The 24,778-nt window shown below is 53.2% G+C and carries 13 protein-coding genes; 6 read left to right on the top strand and 7 right to left on the bottom strand.

Features of this window, described 5'->3' with window-relative positions:
- Window positions 1-230: 230 nt before the first annotated feature.
- The 4 genes from JMJ04_RS05850 to JMJ04_RS05835 all read right to left on the bottom strand — a co-directional run bounded on the left by JMJ04_RS05850 (window position 231) and on the right by JMJ04_RS05835 (window position 7,452).
- The gene (locus JMJ04_RS05850) at window positions 231-1,217 is read right to left on the bottom strand and encodes a diacylglycerol/lipid kinase family protein (RefSeq protein WP_201369601.1); all 987 of its coding nucleotides are present in this window, start codon (window positions 1,215-1,217) and stop codon (window positions 231-233) included.
- A gap of 172 nt (window positions 1,218-1,389) precedes the next feature.
- Window positions 1,390-4,002, bottom strand: a complete 2,613-nt coding sequence (gene alr / locus JMJ04_RS05845) for an alanine racemase (protein ID WP_201369600.1) — start codon at window positions 4,000-4,002, stop codon at window positions 1,390-1,392.
- 536 nt (window positions 4,003-4,538) lie between these two features.
- Window positions 4,539-5,708, bottom strand: coding sequence for a DNA-processing protein DprA (dprA, locus tag JMJ04_RS05840; RefSeq protein WP_201369599.1), 1,170 nt, complete (start codon window positions 5,706-5,708; stop codon window positions 4,539-4,541).
- Between the two features lie 148 nt (window positions 5,709-5,856).
- Window positions 5,857-7,452, bottom strand: a complete 1,596-nt coding sequence (locus JMJ04_RS05835; RefSeq protein WP_201369598.1) for a peptidase MA family metallohydrolase — start codon at window positions 7,450-7,452, stop codon at window positions 5,857-5,859.
- An 894-nt stretch (window positions 7,453-8,346) separates the two neighbouring features.
- On the opposite strand from JMJ04_RS05835, the gene JMJ04_RS05830 reads away from it, so the two are divergent.
- Window positions 8,347-11,346: a transglycosylase domain-containing protein gene (locus tag JMJ04_RS05830; RefSeq protein WP_201369597.1), complete on the top strand. Its 3,000-nt coding sequence runs from the start codon at window positions 8,347-8,349 to the stop codon at window positions 11,344-11,346.
- A gap of 416 nt (window positions 11,347-11,762) precedes the next feature.
- On the opposite strand, the gene JMJ04_RS05825 is transcribed toward JMJ04_RS05830, so the two are convergent.
- On the bottom strand, window positions 11,763-12,293 hold the full coding sequence (locus tag JMJ04_RS05825) for a DUF2690 domain-containing protein (protein WP_201369596.1): 531 nt from the start codon (window positions 12,291-12,293) through the stop codon (window positions 11,763-11,765).
- Between the two features lie 307 nt (window positions 12,294-12,600).
- Between JMJ04_RS05825 and JMJ04_RS05820 the strand changes: the two genes are divergently transcribed.
- The 5 genes from JMJ04_RS05820 (at window position 12,601) to dnaJ (ending at window position 21,915) form a co-directional block, all read left to right on the top strand.
- Complete coding sequence (locus tag JMJ04_RS05820; RefSeq protein ID WP_201369595.1) at window positions 12,601-15,156, top strand: tetratricopeptide repeat protein; 2,556 nt, start codon at window positions 12,601-12,603, stop codon at window positions 15,154-15,156.
- Window positions 15,157-15,465: 309 nt separating this feature from the next.
- Window positions 15,466-16,728 carry an AAA family ATPase gene (locus tag JMJ04_RS05815; protein WP_236037930.1) on the top strand — a complete coding sequence of 421 codons (1,263 nt, stop codon included), beginning with the start codon at window positions 15,466-15,468 and terminating at the stop codon, window positions 16,726-16,728.
- A 513-nt stretch (window positions 16,729-17,241) separates the two neighbouring features.
- Window positions 17,242-18,312 (top strand): heat-inducible transcriptional repressor HrcA, encoded by a 1,071-nt coding sequence (gene hrcA / locus JMJ04_RS05810; RefSeq protein WP_201369594.1) that lies wholly within the window; start codon window positions 17,242-17,244, stop codon window positions 18,310-18,312.
- A gap of 109 nt (window positions 18,313-18,421) precedes the next feature.
- A complete protein-coding gene (gene dnaK, locus JMJ04_RS05805) occupies window positions 18,422-20,326 on the top strand; it encodes a molecular chaperone DnaK (RefSeq protein ID WP_201369593.1) in 1,905 nt (634 codons plus the stop codon).
- Between the two features lie 446 nt (window positions 20,327-20,772).
- Window positions 20,773-21,915, top strand: a complete 1,143-nt coding sequence (gene dnaJ, locus JMJ04_RS05800) for a molecular chaperone DnaJ (protein ID WP_201369592.1) — start codon at window positions 20,773-20,775, stop codon at window positions 21,913-21,915.
- Between the two features lie 76 nt (window positions 21,916-21,991).
- Here dnaJ and JMJ04_RS05795 read toward each other — a convergent pair whose 3' ends face one another.
- Window positions 21,992-23,014 (bottom strand): endonuclease/exonuclease/phosphatase family protein, encoded by a 1,023-nt coding sequence (locus JMJ04_RS05795; RefSeq protein ID WP_201369591.1) that lies wholly within the window; start codon window positions 23,012-23,014, stop codon window positions 21,992-21,994.
- 191 nt (window positions 23,015-23,205) lie between these two features.
- Entirely contained in the window at window positions 23,206-24,576 is a 1,371-nt protein-coding gene (locus JMJ04_RS05790) for a glycine--tRNA ligase (RefSeq protein WP_236037929.1), read from the bottom strand.
- Window positions 24,577-24,778 lie beyond the last annotated feature (202 nt).

Genomic DNA, 24,778 nt, shown 5'->3' with positions numbered 1-24,778 from the left:
TCCTGAGTACATTATAGGGAAGACTATAAAACAATCGGAGAGACTATAAAACCTGTAGGGACCATGCTTGCATGGACTCTTCCCTTCCTCTCTAAACGCAGCCGCCCGGCAGGTGGACGAAGGTAGGTTGTGCCCCTGCGCCCCCGAATGGGGGTTTAGAAGCACCTACCTTCGTCCACCTGCATGGGCGGCGCGCCGCTTGCCATTACCAGCTATTGGACCCTGCAAATTTACTCAGTGACTTCATCAATAAAGAGGCAGGCGGGCACTTCTTCAGGTACAATCACGTTTAGGGCCTGGGGCGCAATTTTAAAGATTGTAGGCGGCGCGCCGCGTTCGCTGGTGAAGCCCAAGGGATCACCATCGACCTGGATGGCAATGGCATGCCTGGTACGAATCTCTACCTCTTGGCATGTCTCATAGCGTACCCATTGCCGCCTCTGGCGTCGATGCAAAAGGACGTCTATGCCCATTAAAACTGTATTAATGAGGCTCTGACTGCGCGCTATGCAGACATCTAATAGCCCATCGTTACACTTGGCCTGCCAGGTGTACTTGATGGCCCCGCCGTAGAGCTGGGTGTTGCCAATCACGATCTGTGTAGCATGTGTCTTAATTAATTCTTTCCCGTCAATGTGAAGAGAGACGCGAAAGCCTTTGAAGGTCAGGGTCTTCCAGAGGCCAACCAGGACGTAGCCCAACACACCCAGTTTCTTGGCTGGCCTCTGTTCTACCTCGTGGGTGACCTCGGCATCCAGGCCAATGCCTGCCATCAATAGGAAGTAACGCTCATTGACTTTTCCCAGGTCGATGCGCCGCCGCTGCCCCTGGAGCAGGATCTCGCGCGCCGCGCCGTTCTCCAGTGGAATACCCACCTCGCGCGCCCAGACGTTGACCGTTCCGTTTGGTAAGATGCCGAGTGCGGTCTCGCTACCCGCCAGCTCTTGAATGACCTCATTGATCGTGCCATCGCCGCCAATCGCGACCACTACATCGATGTTCTGCTTAACCGCCTCATGGGCAAAGCGCCCCGCATCTCCCTGTTGCTGAGTGAGTCGCAGATGAGCGTCCCAGCCCTGTGTCTGGAGAAACTGTACCGTCTCATCTACCTGTTTTTTATTGTTGACATAGCTGCCCGAGGTGGGATTAGCGATCAAGACCGCGCTTGTGGGTTGAAATTTCTTCTTAGAGGAGGCTGATTGTAGTGGTTGTTGCATATATGTCTTTCCTTGCGTCATGGCAAAGCTTCTTTATCATAAGTATTTCATTGAAGATAATCCTTGTAGATAATACGTTCCTGTTTGCCCTCTAGTTTTGCATAACCAGTATCATATGATGGAAAAGCGGAGCCGAGCAGCTCGCTGCTCGGCTCCGCTTTTCCATCATATCCTAATTCACGCGGGGGACGCGGGCCAGGATCTCGGCGACGACCTCGTAGTTGATTGTGCCGAGCCTTCTGGCAATCTCTTCGGCGGTTAGCTCCGCCTTGCCCTGCCGACCAATAAGCACGACTTCGTCTCCCATACGCACCTGGGGAATGGCGCTGACATCAATCATGCATTGATCCATGCATACGCGCCCGATGAGGGGGGCCTCCTGCCCATGAACTAGCACGCTCTCCCAATTGCGTGGCGCTCTGCGGAAACCGTCTGCATAGCCTACCGGCAGGACCGCAATACGTGTGGGGCGCTCCGTCACATAGGTGCAGCCATAACTGATGCATTCGCCCGCGGGAATCATCTTCACCTGTGCGATCTGTGTCTTAAAGGAGAGAGCCGCTTTAAAGCCATCTGGTACCCTGACCTCTTCCGAGGGGTCCAGGCCATAAATCGCGATGCCGGGGCGTACCATCGTAAAGTGCGCCTCGGGAAGGCTGAGCGTTGCCGCGCTATTGGCCGCGTGTACCACTGGGGGGCATATTTCCACCCGCTCAAGCAATTCTAGAATGTGCTGGAAGCGCGCGAGCTGGGTGTGGGCGTATGTCTTATCATCGGCATCCGCGCTGGCAAAATGGGTATAGATGCCCTCCACCTCCAGCCCCTCCAGCTCACGTGCTTCGCGTACGAGGGCTAGAATCTCTTCTGCCTGCTCGCTACGGATGCCAAGCCTACCCATTCCAGTATCGACCTTTATATGGACACGTACAGACTGGCGTAGCGCCTGGGCCGCGCGGGCGAGGGCCTGGGCCGATTCGCTGCTATAGAGGGTGATCGTGACGTCCAGGCGCACGGCCTCGCGCATCTGCCAGTAGGGAACGTAGCCGAAGATCAGGATGGGCGCGTCAATGCCAGCCTCACGCAGGGCGGCGGCCTCGCTAAGCGTGGCGACCCCGAGCATGCTCGCGCCGTTGTGTAGGACGGTGCGCGCCACCTTGAGCGCGCCATGCCCGTACGCATCAGCCTTTAAGCTGATCAGGATCTGGACCCCTGGCCCCACGATCTCGCGTATTTTGCGCACATTATTGCCAATGGCGCTCAGGTCGATCTCCACCCAGGTCGGGCGCTCCGTCTGTAAGACCAGGATTTGCTTCCAACCGGGTGTCTGGCGCACTAATTTCTCCTGCGCCTCCTCGGGATGGGCCATCAGCATCTCGGTGACGCGCTCCATACGCGTGGCCTCTGATCCCTTGAGCAGGACGACGTTGCGTCCGGCCTCGCCCTCGCGCTCCAGATATTTGCTTGCCAATTGCGCGGCGTCCTCGTGAGTGGAGACCAGCTCTATCTGCTCGCTCGTCAGCCCGGCCTGCCTGGCGCCCTCTGCGATCAGAGCGGTTCGCTCGCCGCGCAGGATAAGATAATCGACCTTGCTGGCGGCCTGCTCGCCTATCTGCTCATACCAGTCATCCTGGTAGTAACCGAGATTAAGCATCTCGCCCAGGATGGCGACGCGTTTGCCGCCTTCGTTGGTCAACTCGTCGAGGGCATCGAGTCCCGCCAGGACGGAACCTGGTGAGGCATTATGTGTGTCATCCAGGAGCCTGGACTCATAGACGCCTGGAAGCGGATTGAGCCTGCCCTCAATGGGGCTGAGCTGCTCCAGAGCCTCACTGACCTCCTCCGCGCTCATGCCACATGCGCGCCCAATTCTATAGGCCGCGAGCATGGTGCCGATATGCTGACGTCCCAGCAGGCACGAGGCCAGGGTAAGCGTTCCCGCCTCACCCTCTTGCTCCAGGGGAAATGAGAGACCTTCCCAGCCGACTCGGATTTGTGTCTCATCGATCTCGCGTATTCCGAGTGGACGAATGTCTGGCGCGGATGAAGCGCGTTGCTGCTGGTAGCGTTCTACAATCTTGGCCAATCTCTCATCCGCGTCATTGAGCCAGAAGCAACCCTCGGCTGGCAAGCTATAGAGCAGCTCGCTGAGCTCTTTCGCCAGGTGTTCAAGTGAGCCAAAGTATTGGAGCTGGACGGGAGCGACATTGGTAAGGATGCCGATATGGGGTTTTACCATCTGGCATAGCTCACGGAGCTCGCCGGGGTGATCGCAGCCTAACTCCAGGACCGCGTACTCATGTTGTGGCTCCAGCCGCCCCAGCGAGAGGGGAATGCCTAGCAGGTCATTATAGTTCTTCCAACTGCGAAAGGTGGCATAGTTACGCGAGAGCACGCTGGCGATGGCCTCCTTCGTGCTTGTTTTGCCTACGCCGCCCGCGACCGCGATAATGGTTGGCTGCCAGCGTTGTAAAATCTCGCTGGCATAAGCCCGTAGCGCCTGGCGTGTATCCTCAACCATGACGGTCGTGATCTGTTTGAGCCGCTCCTGCTCTGCCTCTGGCATACTTTCGATGTGGCGTGCCTCCACCAATAGGCCAGTCGCCCCTCGCTCGATAGCATCAAAGAGATAGTCATGACCATTCCCACGCTCTCCACGTACCGCGACAAACATCTCCCCAGGCAGGATCTGTCGAGTATCATGACTAAAGCCCTGAAAACGCGTCTGCTTCTCCGGACTCTGAAGTCTGCCTTGCGTGGCGGCCAATAAATATGCCAGCTGTATCACATCTACCCTCCGTTGCTATTATCTATTATTTACCGAGACTGGTGGAAACAGTGCAAAGGGGAACGTCCCTGCCCCCTTTTTTACATCCTCGCCCTGCTCCTATTTTATTCTACCAATTCCCCTGCCTGCTATTTTTTAACATAGATGCCCCATTTATGACTTTGCTGGCAAATTTTGTCAAGTTGTCCGAACAGACTTGTGAGAAACGACCGAGTTGTTGGTAGGGACGCGATTTATCGCGTCCAAACGCCATTTATGGCCTGTGGGCGCAGCCGTGTTTCATTGGCGTCAAGTGAAGGAGTCTACGCTTCTGTAGGATTGGGTTACGCGAGGTCCGCCATCCATGCCGGAGGAGCCTTGGGAGTGCTTCTAAACCCACATTCGGGGGCACAGGGGCACAACCTACCAGGACCCCTTCGGCTGGGTGACTACCTCTTCCTGGTATGCCCCACACCCGGCAGGTGCAAAAGGTAGGTGCGCGGTTTACAAGCACTACCTTTTGCACCTGCATGGGGGTGGGAACCAACACTAGTCCGCTACATCTCCTTAATATAATGCATGGCACCCATATCCTTTACCATACCTTTTAATTGGAGCATTGTCAGCGTCGCAGTAACGCTCGACGCAGGCAGCCCCGATTCGCGGGTGATTTCGTCGATATGTTTGGATTCATGGTTGAGGAGCGCGAGCAGGCTCTCTTCCTCGGCGTTGGCGGGTAGCTCTCTCTTGGCCTCGATATGCTGGGGAAGCATGTAGATATTGAGGCGCTCAATGATGTCTTCGACGCGTGTGACCAGGTGTGCGCCATCCTGAATAAGCTTGTTGACGCCCTCGCCACCGGGAGAGAAGATGCTATGTGGCACGCCAAAGACCTCGCGCCCCTGTTGCAGCGCCGAGCTAGCTGTGATCAATGCCCCACTTCGCGCCGGAGCTTCTGTGACCAGGACGCCCAGGGAGAGACCCGCGATGAGGTGGTTACGCGCTGGAAAGTTCCCGGCATCCGGGCGCACTCCAAGCGGGAAGGCACTGATTAGCGCGCCCTGCCCCGATTCAACAATGCGCTTGGCCAGGGCGCGATTGCTTGGCGGGTAGATGGTGTCCAGGCCACTGGCAAGCACAGCGATGGTCCTTCCTCCAGTGTCAAGAGCCGTGGTATGGGCGACGGTATCCACGCCCAGGGCCAGCCCGCTCACAATGGTGACGCGCCCTCCAGTGAGCTCAGTGGTCAATTTCTCTGTGACCTGTCTGCCATAGCTGGTCATGCGCCTCGTGCCCACGATACCGAGGGCGTACTCCTGATCATCCTCGTTCAAGTGCCCATAGATATAGAGCACAGGAGGGGCATACTCAAATTTACTCAGGAGCGGCGGATACTCATCATCTCTCCAGGTGATTACGCGCATGCGGCGTTTCTCCAGGCGCTCCAATTCCTGCTCTGGCACGATGTTGGTTCGCTGGTGCAGAAACTTCTCCGCGGTTTTCTCATCCAGCCCTGCGCTGCATAGCTCCTCGAGTCCTGCCTGCCATGCAGCCTGCATATCGCCCTGAAAATAGTCTTCAAGGAGGCGAAAGCGGACCGCGCCAATACCCATCACGCGGCTAAAGGCAATCCAGTGCATCAATTGTTGGAGCGGGAGTGTCTCAGAGGGGTAATAATGTTTAGAATACTGTTTGGCTGTCTGTGGGGCTTCTTCATGCACTTCCATCTTCTTCCTCTGCTTCCTGTTATTCTAAAGCGACTAAACCGGTATGTACGTTTTTGCGTGGCTTCTCGCCTGGGAAGTAGCCGCGTACGCAAGTAGCGGGCCCGCTACTTGCGTACGCGGCTACTTCCCAGAAAGAATGTGCGCTGTGTCACTCCTCCTCTAAAAAGGAACCAAACTGTTCGCCTGCTCCAGGATGTGGCAATCCTGGAGGTGGGAATGGTGCTACCGTGTTGCCTGGTTGGGCGGGTGGCGTAGAGAGCGGGGAGCCTGGCTGTGTATAACGCCCAGGATTGGTATAGTGGGCGTAGGGATCGATGGGCGTGAACGATTGTGGTCCCGGTCCCCAGTGGGCCTCGTCGAGAATACGTTGTGCCTGGGCGATGGCCAGCTTTCGCTCCTGCTGGATGCGTACCTGCCTGCGGTAGATGAAGTAACCTGCGAAGGCGAAGCCAGGCGAAGCCAGGAGGAATATGCCCAGGACCAGGAGCAGTGTGCTATAGGGCACCGGGTTGTTGCTGGCGGCAGGAATGACCTGCTGCTTGGTTGGTTGTGGATCTTGTTTCTCCTGGTCTGGAGTGAGGATGGACGATTGATGTTGAGAGAGACGCCAGGCATTTTCGAGATGGGCCTCATCCATGCCCAGGCTCGCCTTCAAGTCCTCATCAAAGTTCGGATAGCTACTATTGCCCATATCTTTGATAAGCGTATGCATTTTTGCCTGACCAAAGGTGTTGTACATATAGGTGACCAGGTCCCAGCTCTGAGCATAGGCCAGGTAAGCCTGATTGCTATCGGAGGGAAAGCGGTCCTCGATCTCGTTCAGTCGTAGAATCTGGTGGTTTTTAAGGCCCTGGCGTAGCTGGTAGGACAACTCGCCCTCGTGATACTCCTGGTTATAGACCGCGAGCCCCTCGTCGAGCCAGCGCGGAATATCGACGACGCCACCATCAGTCAGCTCATGCAATACCAGGTGCGACATCTCATGTGGCATATCGCGGATAAGCGTGTTATCCTGAGCGTCTTCGACGACGAACATCCCCTGGCGAATATCAGGGAAGGCTATGCCTCCCACCCATTCTTCGGTATCGGGTGGGAGCGCGCTCTTAAATGCATTTGTATCTTTGTATATCCAGAGCGTGATTGGTTTGGTCGGTGCGCCTCCTAGATTGCTAGTCAGACGTTTGACGGCTTTATCCACGCCAGCGCGCAACGACTGAACCTCAGCGTTATCGCTATTATAATACTTGATCTGGAACTGCTGGACATCGGTCTCCTGCCAGGCGAAACGCTGGTCGTTGACGTCAAATTTCTGTGTAGTACCGGTATGGTCGGCGCCCGCGTTGTCCTCTATCTCCCAGTGATAGGAGATGGGTGTGCCCGGAGAGAAGAAGTCATCTGCTTTTTGCATATCTTCATGCCAGGCAAGATGGACACTCGTGCCAGGATTTGCGGCTGTAACTACGTGAACCTCGTCTCCATTAAGATAGGGAGCCTGGATATAGAGGACGGCCTGCGTAATCTTGCCACCCGCGTCATTTGCTGTGAGCGAGAAATCGATGCTATCAGGGAAATGGACCTGCTGTGTCTGAGAGGTGATGGTGATGGCATCTCGTGCCACCCCACTCTTGGCCAGCATAAGCGAAGTTATACTTAATAATAAAGTAAAGCTCAGGGCGAGAGAGAGAAAAAATTTAGCGAAAGCATAGCGGTTCTTATATATATGCATACGAGGCGTAGGATGCATAAACCTGCTGGCTCCTCTCAAGATCTATAGACTCAACAATGGAAATATATCATTCCGCATTGTACCCGATTCTCCCTACTGCTGTATACTCTCTCCCCTTTTCTTGCTATTCCAAGATGTATCATTTGATGCCCCTCCCACCACCTACCACAAAAAATGTGTAGAGTCCATGCCAGCATGGACTCCATACGCATACAGTGAAGAGTGATTGCACAATCCCCACGCCCATGCAGGTGCAAAAGGTAGGCGCGCCCTTTAGAATCACTAAATCCGTCCCCATGCATGGGCGTGCTTACTGGGTGATGGCAGACACCTCCAGCATGGGCCGCGGGCATCTTTCGCGACAATGCCAGCTACAAGTGGTTTAGCTGGTGGAGACGCGCTAGGAATGTAGCCATTTAGTACCGTTCTACCACTTTGATGTATAGAAGACAATACAGGTATTTGGCTTGCTGACACCCACATGATTAGTACCATCCTCCTGCGATACACCTTGATATGCGAGTTTCGATATATCATATTAAGCATGATCAATGTTTGAAATGCTGCTTTTACATGTATCCGAGTGGGCTAGAGCGTTAACTTGCGTGCGCTGATTCGTTCTTGTAGATAATTGGCGGATATGTGGATGTTTATGTTAACCTATGCGGGATATTGCAGTGGTTGGAAGTGGAAATCGTGGGTTCTCCTGCAATCTCTTTGTTGATGACGTTTTTTTCTTTAACCGCTATGAAAATGCATGAAGCAGACAGACAGTCGCAGCACATACATACCATGTGAAGGTGGAGAAATGTGTAGCCTTTACCAATCCTATCTAACAAAAACGCCAAAAGATCTAGCTTATGCCGTATGCGCCATTCGCAACAAAGCGCTGCTGACTGAGAAAGGGGACCTATGAGTAATAACTGGAATCAGCCAGGTATGCCGACCGATGCGTCGCGCGATGGCTTGCCCAAGAAAACGGGGGGCCTGTTAAGTGGCTATCGTCAACAGCAGTCTCCTGTCGAGCAACAGTCGCCAGCGTTGCCTGCGGGCGCTCCCGTGGGCAGACAAATGCCACCTCAGCCCGCTCAACCGACGCAATTCTCGCCTACAAATGGGCGCAATCCCTCCTCCCAGTTCCTTCCCGGGAGGACGCAGCAGGCACCGCAACCGCAGATGCCCCAGCAGCGTCAGATGATGCCTGCTCAGCCTCAGCAGCACCCAATGCCGACCCAGCCTCAGCAACAAGGTTGGATGTCCAACGCCATGAACTTTATGCGCCAGGTCTCCGGCAAGATGGCAGCTATAGGACGCAACGGCTACGGACAGCCCGCGCCCTATATGGAGCGCTACCATGGGTCTCGTCCCCAGGCCATGCCAGTTCCTGTGGAACAACCACGCCTGGAGGAGGCCACGCCCTGGAAGCGCTCGCTGAGCACACGCGTGGCCTACAAGATGCGCCGCCGCCGCGACCGCTGGCAGAGCCAACAATTTGGCATAGGCAAGATCCTCGGCATCGCGGCCATCATCTTCGCGGTCATCGCCGTGATTGCCTCTGCGACTGGTGGTGCCTTTGCCTATAACTACTACCAGCAGGAGTCCACCCAGGTCGCCAGCATCGCCAACAAGTCCAGTGCCCAGACGACGCGTATTTATGACCGCAACGGCCAACTGATCAATGAGCGCTATGACCAGGGCGAAGGAAGTGCTGGCCGCTCCACGCCTATCTCATATAAAGATATTCCCGATGTCTTAAAGGATGCACAAACGTCTATTGAGGATCGCACCTTCTGGGATAACGCTGGTATCGATCCGCAGGGCATCTTGCGTGCGGGTATTTCTCATAACGGTGGTGGTAGTACTATTACCCAGCAGGTAATTAAAAATCTATCGCATAATGCCGATGCTACCTATACGCGTAAACTCGTTGAGGCCACCCTGGCCCTGGGTATGACGCAGCAGTATCCCAAGTGGAAGATCCTGGAGATGTACTTCAATAGCGTTCCCTATGGTACTCAGGATCTTGGCGTCGAATCTGCGGCACGCGACCTGTTTGGTTTACAGCCTGATTGTGACAAGAGCTTTGTCTGTAAGCCTGCGATTACAAAGCTGGATATCGATCCCAAGACGGGCAAGCATAATCCGATTGTCGCCCTGGCTCGTGCCTCGCTATTGGCAGGCATCCCCAACAACCCGACTATTTACGACCCAAGCATCAGTGATACCACGCGCCAGGCTGCGCTTGATCGCCAGAAGCTTGTGTTGCAAAATATGCAGGCAGATGGCAAGCTTCTCGATGGCAAACCCATAGATGACGATATGATCCAGCAGGCCGAGAAACTGACGGAATCCTGGCAGTTCAAGCCCTATAGCACTATCAAGAAGGCCCCTCACTTTACTGATTGGGTCACTATACAGATGGAGCAGATGCTTGGTAATGGTGATCCTCAACTAGGTGTACAAGCCTTCCTCTCAGGTGGTTTTAATATCAAGACTACACTTGATATGAACATCCAGACCTATATCGAGAATACTTCAAAGTACTTTATTACAAAGCCAACATACCAGAAGTTTGGTTCCTTTGCTGGTCAATATGCTGTACTGAATCGGGACCTCAATGTTAATGATGCGGCTGTAGTAGTCATTAACTCGAAAACTGGAGAGGTCCTGGGTATGAGCGGTAGCGTTGACTACTACAAAACGAACGATAAACGTGTTGCTGGTAGAGTAAATGTAGCTACTAGTGGTCGTGGACCTGGCTCAACTTTTAAGCCTTTCGTATATGGCACTGCCTTCCAGATGGGTTGGAATCCTGGTATTGTTCTGCCAGACATTCGTACTTACTTTCCTAACGGAAGCCCTGCTGGTGTCCAGGATGGAGAAGGTCCAAACGCTCAAACTTATACGCCCAATGACTATGGCGGCAAGCCTAATGGGTATTCGGGCCCACAATCGACTATTCGTGCGGCATTAGCAAACTCTTACAACATCCCAGCTGTGAAGGCCATGACCTTTGCCGGCACCGATAACGTCTTCAACAACGCCCGCTTGATGGGTATCACCTCTCTGGATGAAGCCATAAAGGCAAACAAATGTACTAGCGGTATGGATTGTTTCCACCTTACGCCTGTACTTGGTACAGTCGATGTTTCGCCACTGGAAATGACCAGTGCCTACCAGACCTTTGCTAATGATGGGGTACACGTACCTTACCAGAATATCCTGGACGTCTGGGATAGTTATGGTAACCATCTCTTCCATCTCGATCCAACCAAGGTCAAAGGAACGCGGGTCTTCTCTAGCCAGGTAAACTACCTACTGACTTCAGTTCTGGCTGATGAGCCTTCGCGCCAGCCAGAGTTTCCTGGCGATCATGATCTCGCCTTTAATGACTGGGATCCAAGCTGCATTTCCACCCCGAAAACATATATTAGCTGTAATACCTATCAGGTTGGTGCTAAAACAGGTACTACTGACTCCTTCCAGGATAACTGGACGATAGGCTATACCCCCAGAGCCACAGTAGGAGTCTGGGCTGGTAATGCCAATGGTGAAGTTATGAAACCGGGTGTGGTCGGTATCACGGGTGCCGCGCCAATCTGGCATGCAGTGATGGAGTTCGTTTCTGGACGACCTTGTGCTGACATTAATACAGCTATGGGGGTGAAAGTCTCCTGTCCTGTTGCGCGCTTTAATCCTGCCTCGGATGGAATGAATAGTCCTACTACCTTCTCTAAGCCTGGCGGCGTGACCTATACCTGTAACCTTTCCGCTCAGGATGGGCTGGCAGGGAGTGGTATCTGTGACTGGGTCATCGATGGGCAAGCGCCTACCATTCCGGGTAAGACGACTGTGACCGGGAACCCTAATGGAGGCAATGGCGGCGGCGGCGGCAAGAAGCGTCGTGGATAAATGTGGAGCCGACGTCACCTACGGCGGCTCCTCCCTCCTCGCCGGATGTGATACCAACTCCGACTCTGATGCCATAAGTAAGAAGAAAGCAGGCTGGTTTTATCCAGCCTGCTTTCTTCTTGTCTTCCTGGAAAACGTTACGCAGCAACCGTGGCACTATGATAGAGATTATCTGTGGGGCTTAGAACAACAATCTCCGCATAGGCAAAAACCTGGGAAGCCAGTGCCATATTTGTCCATGTTTTCACACCTGAATTCAACGTGGTAAAGCTATGGCAGTCATCTGGATAGCAATAGACTGGCTGAGAGTTACTATGGTAAATATCAATTTGTATTTTTATTCTTGGTGATGTATTAGAGTTAGGAGGTTATTACGTTTGTGAGATAGGTTTCAGTAAACGAAGTATAAAACATTATTAATCAACACACGTGACGCCACCTCCTGGCTCATCGGCACAGGCGCTAGTTGTAAGCGCACTATCAACCATATCAGTCCATGCTGGATAGTAAGAACCAAGATAGACTGAGGTGCAGCCAGTTGGAAAACACTTTCTCTCACCCGAGGCGCTGATCGAGATTGATGCAAACGAATAATCTGAGGAAGTCACTACAATTTCGGCCCAATTGGCACGACACCAGGTAGAATACTTATTATAGATTGTTGCTTTGTATAAAGTATAATTTGCTGGAACTGGTGCTGAGACGGTGTATATGGTATTGTAGGAACTTGCTTTTCCACAGGCTGTCTTATAAGGATCAAGGCCATAGCAGCCACTATTTGTACAGGGAGCGGGAGTAGCCTGTGGTATAACTTTTGCATGAGAAGCAACAGCTGGACCAGAAAGAGAATGGGCGCTAGCAGGTACACTTGAAATACCTGAATAAAACAACCCAAGGATGGCAAGCAGCAAACCACGAAGAACTAAACGGCCAATAGTGTGTTTCATGGAAGGGCTTCCTTTCTGGAAAAGATACACAGGTAACTATCTTAAGCAGAGCGAATTAGAAAGTGTTGCTTTTTCTGGCTTGACCCACGGTATACAAATAAGCACATGCTATGTAAATATCGAAGCTTGTGCTCAATTCTTACTATTGAGGAGCGTAGCATGCATGAGTTAAATTAAAATATAGCAGAGGATATCATTTTTATTATCAAAAATATTGACTTTTTAATATATTGCTCGTATAATCATTTTCTGTATTTAAAGCATTTAATATGCCTTACGCGAACAACAGGGAAAATCAAAGATGAGCATGTCTCGAAAGCCGGAACCTAATCTTAAGCTACGGGAAGAGAGGCTAAGACGTCGTTGGACGCAACAAGAACTTGCGGACCGTTTAGAAGTTACTGTCGTCACCGTCAATCGCTGGGAAAAGCAGGGAACTTTACCTGGCCCCCGATTTCGTTTTAAATTATGCACGCTCTTTAATAAGAATTCCGAACAATTAGGTTTCACCTCATACAATGAAGTCGAGCAAGATGAAAGCTTTGAAGAGGTCGCTCATAACACTACATATTTCTGTGACCCTGCGCTTCCTTTTGCTTTTGACAAAAAGCAGACCCTCGTTGGCCGCCAGGAGCTTATTGCCGAGCTTACTGGTCGGACATGTAATGGTGGTACGGCTTATTCCATCACCGGGCTTCCAGGAGTTGGTAAGACTGCCCTGGTAACAACTCTGGCGCAACATCCCCACATTCAACGTCATTTTAAGGATGGTATCCTTTGGGTCGGACTGGGACGCCATCCACGAGTTCTTGAACTCATGAGTAGATGGGGAAGAGTCTTAGGTCTCAATGAGCTAGAAACAGGTAAGCTTACTACTCCAGATGCCTGGGCAAAATATTTGCATGATTACATTGGTACGCGTCGTATGCTCATTATTATAGATGATGCCTGGGAACTAACGGATGCCAGTATGTTTCGCCTTGGGGGACGCAATTGTGTGCACATACTTACCACTCGCTTTCCAGCTTTGGGGGTTTCATTTGCATATAATAATGTAGTGCGTTTGCAAGAGTTAACAGATGAAGACAGTCATAAACTCCTCGAACAGTTGGTGCCAGAAATAGCACCTCATAATGTACAAGATGTTCAGGAACTGATCCAAGTTGTCGGGGGCCTTCCACTTGCGCTTACCTTGATTGGGCATTATCTCTATCTGCAAGCTTATAGTGGGCAGCCACGGCGCTTACATAGCGCAATAGAGCGTCTACGTCTACATGCCAAAGAAAGATTAAATATTACTGATCCCCACCTGATATGGCAGCAGTCCTCAAGTCTCCCAGTGGGTACCCCGTACTCATTACAGCTTGCCATTGATATAAGTCTTAGCTCATTACCGGAACAGGCTAGACAGGCTTTATACGCCTTATCAATATTTCCTCCTAAACCCTACAGTTTCTCTGAAGAAGCTGCGACTACTATTTGTGGCATAACTAACGAAACGTTAGACCAACTTGTTGATAGTGGCTTGGTTGAAAGCTCAGCATCCAACCGTTATCTAATACACCAGGTTATTGCCGATTATGCAGCCTTGCATCGCACAGACACGAATATTCCAGCACGTATGGTGGCTTTTTTTATTAAGCTGGTTCAGGATCATCAGTATGACAACTTGATTTTGCAAAACGACATGCAAAATATCGTGATAGCGCTGGAAATCGCTTTTGATCAGGGAATGTATACTCTCTTTCTTCAAGGCGTACTGGCATTCGCACCATTTTTAGAGACACGAAGCCCCTATCCACTCTCCCATCACTTGCTCACGCGAGCACAAACTGTTGCCCAAGCACTGAATGATGATGACCAGGGTGCGCGAATCTGGCTCTACCTGGGAAAGATCGCAGAACGTATTTGCAACTTTCAAGAAGCTGAATACGCCTATCAGCAGGGGCTGACTCTGGCTCAACAGGGAGAGCAGCAAGAATTAGTCGGACGCTTTTATGTCTATATTGGAGGCGTGTTTATTGAGCAAGGAAAATATTCTGATGCAGAGGCCTATGTTTTAAAAGGTATGAAAATTGTAAGGGAACAGAATGATAAGTCTTATGAAGATCTTGTTTTCTGGTACTTAGGAGAAATAGCGGACAGCCAAGGCAAAAGCTCGCAAGCTGAAGAATTTTATCAGCAGGGATTGAAAATTGCACAACAGGTGAAAAATTACCCACTTGCAGCGATCTTACTCCAAAACTTAGGGGTTAAAGCCGCAAGAAAAGGAAAGTATCAACAAGCAGATATTTTCTATAGTGAAGGCTTAGAAATTGCGTATCGAATCAATGACCGTCAAAGGCAAAGTGCTCTCCTTATGAATCAGGGAATGCTTGCCTTTCATCAAAAGCAATATTATAAAGCAGTAGAACTCTCAAAAGAGAGTTTAGCCATTGCGCGAAGCATTCAAAACCAATTTCGTATTAGCTCTGTACTACAAAATTTGGGCATGTTAGAAGGCATACTCAAACACTATCATTCAGCAGAAGCATACCTGCAAGAAAACTTGCAGATCGCCCAGGAGATTGGCCATCGCTGGCTTATTTGTGAAACATGGGGAGAGTGGGGACGACTGTATTTAGCGCAACGCAAGCTTGACGCCGCCAGAGATGCTTATCAAACAATGCTACAAGAAGCTCGCAATCTCGGAGCACAATTGTTACTTGCACAAGCCCTCTTTGGCCTAGCACAGGTAACAGCAAAGATGGGCAATAAAGAACAGGCAATTGCCTATGCACGCGAAAGCCAACTTCTCTTCGAGCACCTCGAAGATATACAAAGCACTATCGTTGCACACTGGATCTCAAAAATACAGCCATAAATCGGACGCCTACGTGTGGCCCAACACGTAGCCACACCCACACAGCAGCACGCCCGTGCACGAGAGGCAAGGTAGGTTGTGCGGCTGCGTCCCGAATGGGGATTTACAAGCATCTACCTTGCCTCTCGTCCCCGTCACCCTTCCTCTTCACCTCTCACTCAATTTATTCAATATTTCCTCTTTTACTTGACAAAATCGCCGCCTCTTGGGCATACTATAAATGTATATCGCATAATATATCGCGTATTCTGCACCTTTCATATGTATACCTCTCGAAAACGTCCCTCTACTTTTCTTATGGAGGCTTACATGACAAAATTCGATCAGCAGGCCTACGCTAACCTCTTTGCTCGCCCCTTTATGCCCTTCACCGGCCTGAATGACCTCATTCCAAACTCGCCCATCACAAACATCTGGCCCATTCAGAACCTGCTTCCCACTGGCCTGACGCTCCTCAGCGGCGAATCACGTTCCGGCAAAACCTCCTTCGCCCTCCAACTCATGCTCAATGTCGCACAGGGCATGTGTTCCTTTGCCGACGATAGTCCCGATGACTCCCAACCCTTCACATCCGCTCGTGGTCGCGCCTTCTACCTGGGCCTCGATCACTCCCTGCTCCGCCTTCACGAGTTCCGTTCGCGCCTGCTCGCGGCCCAGCCCGGCACTCCCCCACCTAACAACCTCTTCCTTACCAACACCTGGACCCCTCTCACGCCCACCGAGGGCCTGCATGAACTTCAAAGTTGGCTTACCAATTCTCCCGATACGCGCCTCCTCGTGATTGATAATCTGGCCTCGCTGCGCTCCCTCTTCAAGGGCAATGATCGCGAATTGCTCGCCCTCCTGCGCCGCCTCGCAGAACAATATAATATCAGTATTCTCGTTCTCCACACCTGCAAGCGCTCCTCATCTCTGACCGCCTCTGTCGATCATCACCTCCATCTCAAACGCCTTCCTGTCTCCAACTACTATCATCTTGATGTCCTTGGATCTTCGCTCGCTCCCTTCTCGCTCACCCTCCATTGTCCAACCTCTCACATTCATTTTCGCCACGCCTCCCTCGCAGAGAGCCTCGCCCTGAGCACACTTAGCGCTCATAAAGCGCTCACTCCCGAACGCCTCGCCATCCTCCACCTCATCCACACCTGCGACCAACCCCTCTCCCCTGCCCAGGTCACAGCCGCGCTTAGCCTCGACTACGCCTGCGTGCGCCAGCTCCTCAGCAAAATGGTCAAAGCTAACTTGCTCACCACCGTCTCCCACGGCCACTACACCCTCCATCCCTTCATCAAACCTCTCGTTCCCGAACTCCTGGCCCAGCATCCCTGCCAACCCAAATTCGAGATCGCTCACATTCTCCCCTCCCCCGACTCTGAAGATACCCTTATCCCCGAATCCTCTAATGCCACTGAATCCTCTCCCGACGACTCTTCCAATTCCGCTCAAACCCCTGACACTACCATCCTCGAATCCCAAACCAGGATCGCTCACAATCTCACCCCTCATTCTTATACATTGCTAACTCCCAAAAGCGGAAATCCCGATCCCAACCAACTCAACCGTAACCCGTAAAACACTAGTTTTTGCGCTTAGAGAGAAACCTCTCACGCAAAACGGCTCCCGATTCGGTAGGGACCAGCCTGTCCCCGAATGGGGGCTTTAGCACGTCCGAACGCCATGTATGGCAGTTCGGCGCAAGCCAAAAAAAGCTCAAATGCATACATCACATGATGTATCGCAATAACGCTCTTTTAAAAATAAGGTAAAGCGCTGTAGCAGCACAGCGTCCAGCACGCTCCACTCGACACATATGAGAGCAGAGCAGCGGCCCGTCCCTGCATATGTAGACGCGTGCTTCAGCAGCGTCGTGCAGCTAGCACACAGGCGCCCCAGCGTGGCCCCTGAGCATGTTTCATGACCAAAAGCATCGCACCTCTTGACAATGCCCCCGGTCGAGTGCTATTCTTTATTTGCAGTCTCAAGTCGAGACTGCTAGCAATCAGAGTTGACAAGCATTGTATCATCGTACATGTCACGGGTGTGTGATATTGCAGATTGGTGCGTCAACAATCGAGGGCAGTCTTGATGACACCATTGAGTCAACGTAAGCAACAGATCCTGCGGGTTCTGGTTGAAGAATATATCCATACCGCGACCCCTGTTGCGTCTGAGACTCTTGTGCGCAAGTATGGTCTGAAATATAGCTCCGCCACCGTTCGCCATGAACTGGCTGGCCTGGAGGAGTCGAACCTCATCTTTCAGCCCCATACCTCTGCTGGACGTATGCCAACAGACCTGGGCTATCGCTATTTTGTTGAGCATCTCATGCGAGAGTCAGCACTGTCACTCGATGAGCAGCGTCTTATTCGTCACCAATTTTACCAGGTGCAGGACCAGCTGGATCAGTGGGTTCGCCTCACGGCTTCGGTTATGGCTCGCCTGCTACACAGCGCTGCGATCATGACACCTCCTCGCTCCAACGAGGGCTGTCTGAAGCACTTTGAGATCCTGGCGGTGACTGAGTTGTCTGCCCATTTGGTGCTGGTGCTCACCGATGGCTCGGTGAAGCAGCAACGTCTGCTGCTGGATCGGCCTATTCGACAGGATGAGCTTAGTGCACTGTCGGCGCGTCTGAACTCGCTGTTCGCGGAGAGAACCGCCACTGAGATCGATGTGATCGCTTCACAGGTTGATTTATCTCCAGTTGAACAGCTTGTCGCACATACCATTAGTCGCATCTTGCAGCAGCATGGCGATCTCTTTGGCGATGTGTTCTACCGCGAGGGCGTGATCAATATTCTGGAGCAGCCAGAGTATAGCCGTCTCGGTCCTGAAACCGCTCGCAACGAGCGTGTGCGTAATGTACTTGAGGTGCTTGAACAGAATCGCCTCCTTCCCGCGCTTGCCTCGCACCTGCGAGATCAACCATCCGATGGTGTGCAGGTGATTATTGGGGGCGAGAATGAGTGGGAGGAGATGAAGGATGTGAGCCTGGTAATCGCGCGCTATGGTCAGGAGGGTGGCGTTGGTGGCCTGCTGGGCGTGATCGGTCCGACACGCATGCAGTATGATCGCGCCATAGCCGTTGTTCGCTATATGGCAAACGTCATGAACGAGCTACTCTCCGAACTTTACGGCGGCAGCGGCGGCAGCTAATTAAAAAGCTGTAAAAGCTGTTAAACATCAACAAAACGTCAACCAGGGATTTCTGTTTCGCAGAAATTCAAATGCTTATAGATTTGATTCTTTTTTTTAGGAGGCAACTGTGCCAAAGGTAATCGGTATCGATCTGGGAACCACCAATTCTTGTGTTGCTGTTATGGAAGGCGGCGAGCCTGTCGTTATTCCTAATGCTGAGGGCGCTCGCACCACTCCTTCGATTGTCGCTATCAATAAAAATGGTGAGCGTCTTGTTGGCGAGGTTGCTAAGCGCCAGGCCATTACCAACCCCGAGAATACGGTGTATTCCATCAAGCGCTTCATGGGTCGCAAATTTGAAGATCCCGAAGTCGACCGCGACAAGCGCATTGTGCCCTTCAAGGTCGTGCGCGCCAGCAATGGCGACGCCTGGGTTGAGGTTCAGGGCAAACAGTACAGCCCCCCAGAAATCTCGGCCATGATTCTACAGAAGTTGAAGACCGACGCCGAGGCCTACCTGGGCGAGCGCGTGACTCAGGCTGTCATCACCGTCCCCGCCTACTTTAACGACGCTCAGCGCCAGGCGACACGCGACTCCGGCCGCATCGCTGGCCTAGAGGTCCTGCGTATCATCAACGAGCCAACCGCTGCATCGCTGTCCTATGGTCTCGATAAGAAGAAAGATGAGCGCATCGCGGTCTATGACCTGGGTGGCGGTACCTTCGATATCTCTATCCTGGAACTGGGCGATGGTGTCTTCGAGGTCAAGAGCACCAATGGTGATACACATCTGGGTGGTGACGACTTCGACCAGCGCGTCATCAACTGGCTAGCCGACGAGTTCCGCAAGGAGCAGGGCATCGATCTGCGCCAGGACCGCATGGCCCTCCAGCGCCTGAAAGAGGCCGCTGAGAAAGCCAAGAAAGAGCTTTCCAGCTCGATGCAGACAGAAGTGAACCTGCCCTTCATTACCGCAGACGCCAGCGGACCAAAGCACCTGACCATGACCCTCTCCCGCTCCAAACTGGAGCAGTTGACCGAGGACCTGGTCGAGAAGTCCCGCAAGCCGGTGATGCAGTCACTCTCCGATGCTGGAATGCGCCCTGGTGATGTCAACGAGGTCGTTCTGGTTGGCGGTCAGACCCGTATGCCCGCCGTACAGACCATGGTCCGCCGTATCTTCGACCGTGAGCCTAATCGTGGTGTGAACCCCGACGAGGTCGTGGCCATTGGCGCCGCCATTCAGGCTGGTGTGCTGACCGGCGACGTGAAGGATGTACTCCTGCTCGACGTCACGCCGCTCTCTTTGGGTATCGAGACTTATGGTGGCGTCTTCACCCGCCTGATCGAGCGCAACACCACTATCCCAACGCAGAAGAGCCAGATCTTCTCCACCGCTAGCGACAACCAGCCTAGCGTAGAAGTCAACGTCTTGCAGGGTGAGCGTGAGTTCGCCAAGGATAACCGCTCGCTTGGTAGTTTCATCCTGGATGGTATTCCACCCGCTCCTCGCGGTGTGCCACAGATCGAGGTCACCTTCGATATCGATGCCAATGGTATCGTGAACGTGTCCGCGCGCGATAAGGGTACCAATCGTGAGCAGAAGATCACCATTCACCCCTCCAGCGGCCTGAGCAAGGAACAAATCAACAACATGGTTCACGATGCTGAGGCTCATGCTGCCGAGGACAAGCGCCGCAAGGAAGAGGTTGAGGAGCGCAACCAGGCCGATAGCGCGGCCTATCGCTCCGAGAAGGCTCTCTCCGAGCTTGGCGACCGCATCTCTGGTGAGCAGAAGAGCGAGCTGGAGACCAAGATCGCTGATGTGCGTGCCGCTCTGGCGACCGACGACGTCGAGCGCATGAAGTCCGCGCGCGAGGCCCTTGAGCAGTCCTTCTACAAGATTAGTGAGTCGATCTACCGCACTGGTGCCGAGGCTGGCGCAGGTCCTGGTGCAACCGCTGACCCAGGCGCGTCACAGGGTGGTAACACTGGTGACGACACCATTGAGGGCGAATACAAGGAAATGTAATAATGGTGCAAGGGTACTACACGTGGTAGTACCCTTGCCCTTTTCCCTTCCAGCCCACCACTACATCCCACACAACGCTACAAACTTAGGAATTGCATTGAGTTTCTTTCCCATTAACCGATACATATAGTGAGATGTAACAAACGTGTGAGCAGCCAGCGTTGCAGACGCTCAGAGGTAGGAGGGATGGGCGTATGGGGCGGACGTTTGCCCGCCCCATACGCCCATCCCTCCTACCCACAGGCGAGCTTGCAAGCCGAGAAGCAGGGAAAGGCATTCCTTTTCAAAACCCTGTCCGGTACTACAAGCATTGCGTATCTCCTGGCTATGGTGTAAGCTTGTTAATTGGTACAATCTCTTCTTGACTTGCCTTTCTTCTATTGATAGATGTTACCCAGTAGCGCGGAAAAGAACGCGCCCTGTTTCTGACGATAAAGGACCGGTAGATGGCCGCAAATAAACGAGATTATTATGAAGTTCTAGGGGTGGCCCGCACAGCGACGGATGACGAGGTCAAAAAAGCCTTCCGCCGCCTCGCTAAACAGTATCACCCCGACGCTAATAAAGAGCAGGGAGCGGAAGCCCGTTTTATCGAGATCAACGAGGCCTACGAGGTCTTGAGCGATTCACAGAAGCGTGCCGCCTATGATCGTTACGGCCATGCTGGTGTTGGTGCCAATGCCGCAGGTGCCGGATTCAATGGATTTGAAGGCTTCGGTAGCATTAATGATCTCTTCGAAACCTTCTTCGCTGGGTCTACAGGGGGAACAACCCGCCGTACGGGTACGCAACGTGGCGCGGACATCCGCTATGAATTAACTATTACCTTTGAAGAGGCGGTATTTGGCTGTCAGAAAGAAATCGAGCTGCCCCGTTGGGAGACCTGTGGCAACTGTCACGGTAACGGCGCCCAGCCTGGCACCTCTACCTCGCGCTGTTCCGCCTGTCAGGGGACGGGCGAGATCCGCCGCGTGCAGCAGTCGATCTTTGGCCAGTTTGTCAATGTCATGATGTGTGAGCGCTGTCGTGGCGAGGGTCGCGTCATTACTACTCCCTGTGAGAAGTGCCGTGGCCAGGGCCGTGTGCGCAATAACCGCCGTGTCGTGGTCAACATTCCCGCTGGCGTCGATGACGGCATCAACGTACGCGTGACGGGCGAGGGCGAGGTTAGCTCCCGTGGAGGGACGCCTGGTAACCTGTATGTCGTCCTGACTGTTAAACCACACCCCTTCTTCAAGCGCCAGGGCAACGACGTGCTCTATGAACTGCCCATTAGCTTCACACAGGCCGCACTTGGCGACGAGGTCGAGGTTCCCACCGTTGATGGGAAGACCACGATGCTCAAGATTCCCGCTGGCACACAGAGCAATCGCTCCTTCCGCCTCAAGGGCATGGGCATTCCCGTGGTCCACAGCAGCGCCCGTGGCGACGAGCATGTCATCGTCAAGGTCGTGACGCCTACCAACCTGACGCCCGAGCAGAAAACCCTGCTGGAAGAGTTTGCCCGCATCGAGCGCGAGCAGAATGAGCAGAACGGCAAGAACATCTTCCGCGACCTCTTCGAGAAAACCAAAGACGTCTTCCAATAGGCTAGAACAAAAAGAGAGGCTCCGTAGCCCGCTACTTGCGTACGCGGCTACGGAGCCTCTCTTTTTTGCTGCTTCTTTAGCCTACAATAGATTCTTCAACGCTGGGCGCTTTCGGAGTTATGGCCGGTTTGGCGGTAAAGCTGGCCGTCATCGCCAGGTGGTCGCTGGCGGCGCTACCGAGGACTCCATTGCCCATCAGGATGGGCTGACACTGCTCTAAGCGTTGGGCCAGTTCAGGGGCGGCGAAGATGTAGTCAATGCGCCCGGCTGGCGCTATGGCCGGGCAGGTAAAGCCGGGATCGCGCGGGGCCTTCTTGCGGAAGCAATCGACATAGCCTGCTGAAAGCAGGAGGCCGATACTCGCGCGTGGTGCGTAGAGCGAGGCCGCCAGGTTAAACAGCCCGCTTAGCACCTGGCTGCGCGGAATAATACGCAGCACGGGGATCAGGAAGCGGAGGGGCGGTGGCACAACATAGTTTAGCGTGGGTACACCGTCCGCGTAGTTCTTGAACTTATGCTTGCCCCGTTTCTCCTGTTCTAAGGAGACGAGGGCGCGGAGCAGTTCGCTAGCCTGAAAGGTGTCGCCGGGTGCCAGGGAGTTGAAGTCACCCATCAAGATATGGGGTCTGCCTTCCTCTTGGATGGGAGCCAGGATGCGCAGAATCTCGCGCACCTCGCGCTTCCTGAGCGCGCCACCTCCCCGGCCCTTGAAGAATGAGGCCCATAGGTGCGTCACAAAGACCGTCAGGCGCTCCCCACTCTCCTCCTCAACGCTGACCTCCAGCAGGGGCTTATTCAAAATCCCTGGACGTGGGTGAATTTTTGTCTCAAGGATGGGCAGGCGTGTCAGGAGGGCGAGCTGGTAGTCGCCAGGATAGGCTGGTTCTCCGCCCATAACCAACTGCATTCCCATCTCTCTGGCAATTTCATCAATGACGCGTGGTTGCTCCTGGATCTGCGGATGCGTCGCCTCTACCACGCCAACAATATCTGGCTTAACAGATTGCAGAATACTACAAATTTCTCGCGTGCGCTTGCTGCCCTGCTCACGCACATTATAGCCGCCAGCCAGGATATTAAACGAAACAATACGAGTCATATTCTTATCTATCTCTAGCTTTCTTCATCTTCTTAGCAGTATGAGTCATCATGGCATATACATCAATTAAAACGAAGTAATCCCGGCCAAAGCTACGCCCACCTACTATTAGTCCTTCAATCCGAAAAAGAGATGCGAGGTTCAGGGCAGCCATCGGCTGCCCTGAACCTCGCATCTCTTTTTCGGATTTCTTACTTCCAGGTGACGCGGTCGAGCAGGTACATGGTCAGTTCCGCGATCGGAATACGGATCTGCTCCATGCTGTCGCGCTCGCGCAGTGTGACAGTCTGGTCGTCCAGGGTCTGGAAGTCGATGGTGACGCAGTAAGGCGTACCAATCTCATCCTGGCGGCGATAGCGACGTCCAATATTCTGGATATCGTCGTACTGGGTGACCATGAAGCGTTGCAGGTTCTTATGGATATCCTTGGCAACGCCAACCAGCTCTTCCTTATTTTTCTGCAAAGGAAGAACCGCGCACTTGACCGGGGCCAGCCAGGGGTGCAGGTGCAGCACTGTGCGATCATTGCCCTTGCCCATGGGATCTGGCTGCTCCTCGTAGGCGTCGAGCAGCAGATTGAGGAAGGTGCGATCCACGCCGCCCGAGGTCTCGACGATCCAGGGAATATAACGTTCCTTGGTGTTGAGATCGGTGTAGCTCAGGTCCTGGCCGCTATACTGGCTGTGGCGCGAGAGGTCCCAATCCTGGCGCCAGTGGATGCCTTCCCACTCCTGCCAGCCCAGAATCGTGCGGTACTCGATGTCATACGCCTTCTTTGCGTAGTGTGCCAGTTCGTCCTTGCCATGCTCATGGAAGCGCAGGCGATCCTTGTGGTTGATGATGGTCTGGTACCACTTGAAGCGATACTCCTTCCAGTAATCAAACCACTTGTCCATCTCGCTGGGATGCACGAAGAATTGCAGGTCCCACTGCTCGAACTCGCGCTGGCGGAAGAGGAAGTTGCCCGGCGTGACCTCGTTACGATAGGCCTTACCAATCTGACAGATACCGAAGGGAATCTGTACACGCGAGGACTTCACAACGTTATCATAGTCCAAGTAGATGTTCTGGCAGGCCTCACCGCGCAGGTAGGTCTTCATGCGGTCGCCCTCAACCACGCCCAGGTAGGTCTCCATAAGCAGGTTAAACCGACGTGGCTCGGTGAATTCACCGCCACAGGCCGGGCACTTGTTCTGCTCAACATTTTTGGGGTCCAGGTGGTCGATGCGGAAGCGGCGCTTACACTTCTTACAATCGACCAGGATATCGACGAAGTTCTCGACATGTCCACTGGCCTCCCAGACGCGTGGATGGGTGATGTTCGCGCCCTCGATACCCACGACGTTGTCGTGCATCTGCACCATGGACCACCACCAGAAGCGGCGGATATTGTTGCGCAGCTCGACACCGAGGGGACCAAAGTCATAGAAGCCCGCGACACCGCCATAGATTTCGGAGTTGGGATAGACAAACCCGCGCCGTTTGCTCAGGGAGACGATCTTGTCGATGGGAACCAGGGGTGTTCCCTGAACCTCTTCTTGCATCTCTTCGATTTGTGTCATGAGTGGTGAACCTCCACATAAAAAATCCCCAGGCGTCTTCTCTCCGCCCAGGGACGAATGTTGCCAGTGTGGGCCTGGGGCCACTACAACGCTCTGGCGACATGCGCGGTTCCACCCTGCTTCTTCACCACAAATCAGTGAAGCCACTCTTTATGGAATCCAAAGCCAGCTCCAAAGCGCCCTTCACCTGCTGTTGATTGCC

Origin of the sequence: Ktedonobacter robiniae, from assembly GCF_016587375.1 — a bacterium.
In the GTDB taxonomy this organism is placed as follows: Bacteria; Chloroflexota; Ktedonobacteria; order Ktedonobacterales; family Ktedonobacteraceae; genus Ktedonobacter; species Ktedonobacter robiniae.
This window is presented reverse-complemented; position numbering and strand designations above follow the sequence as displayed.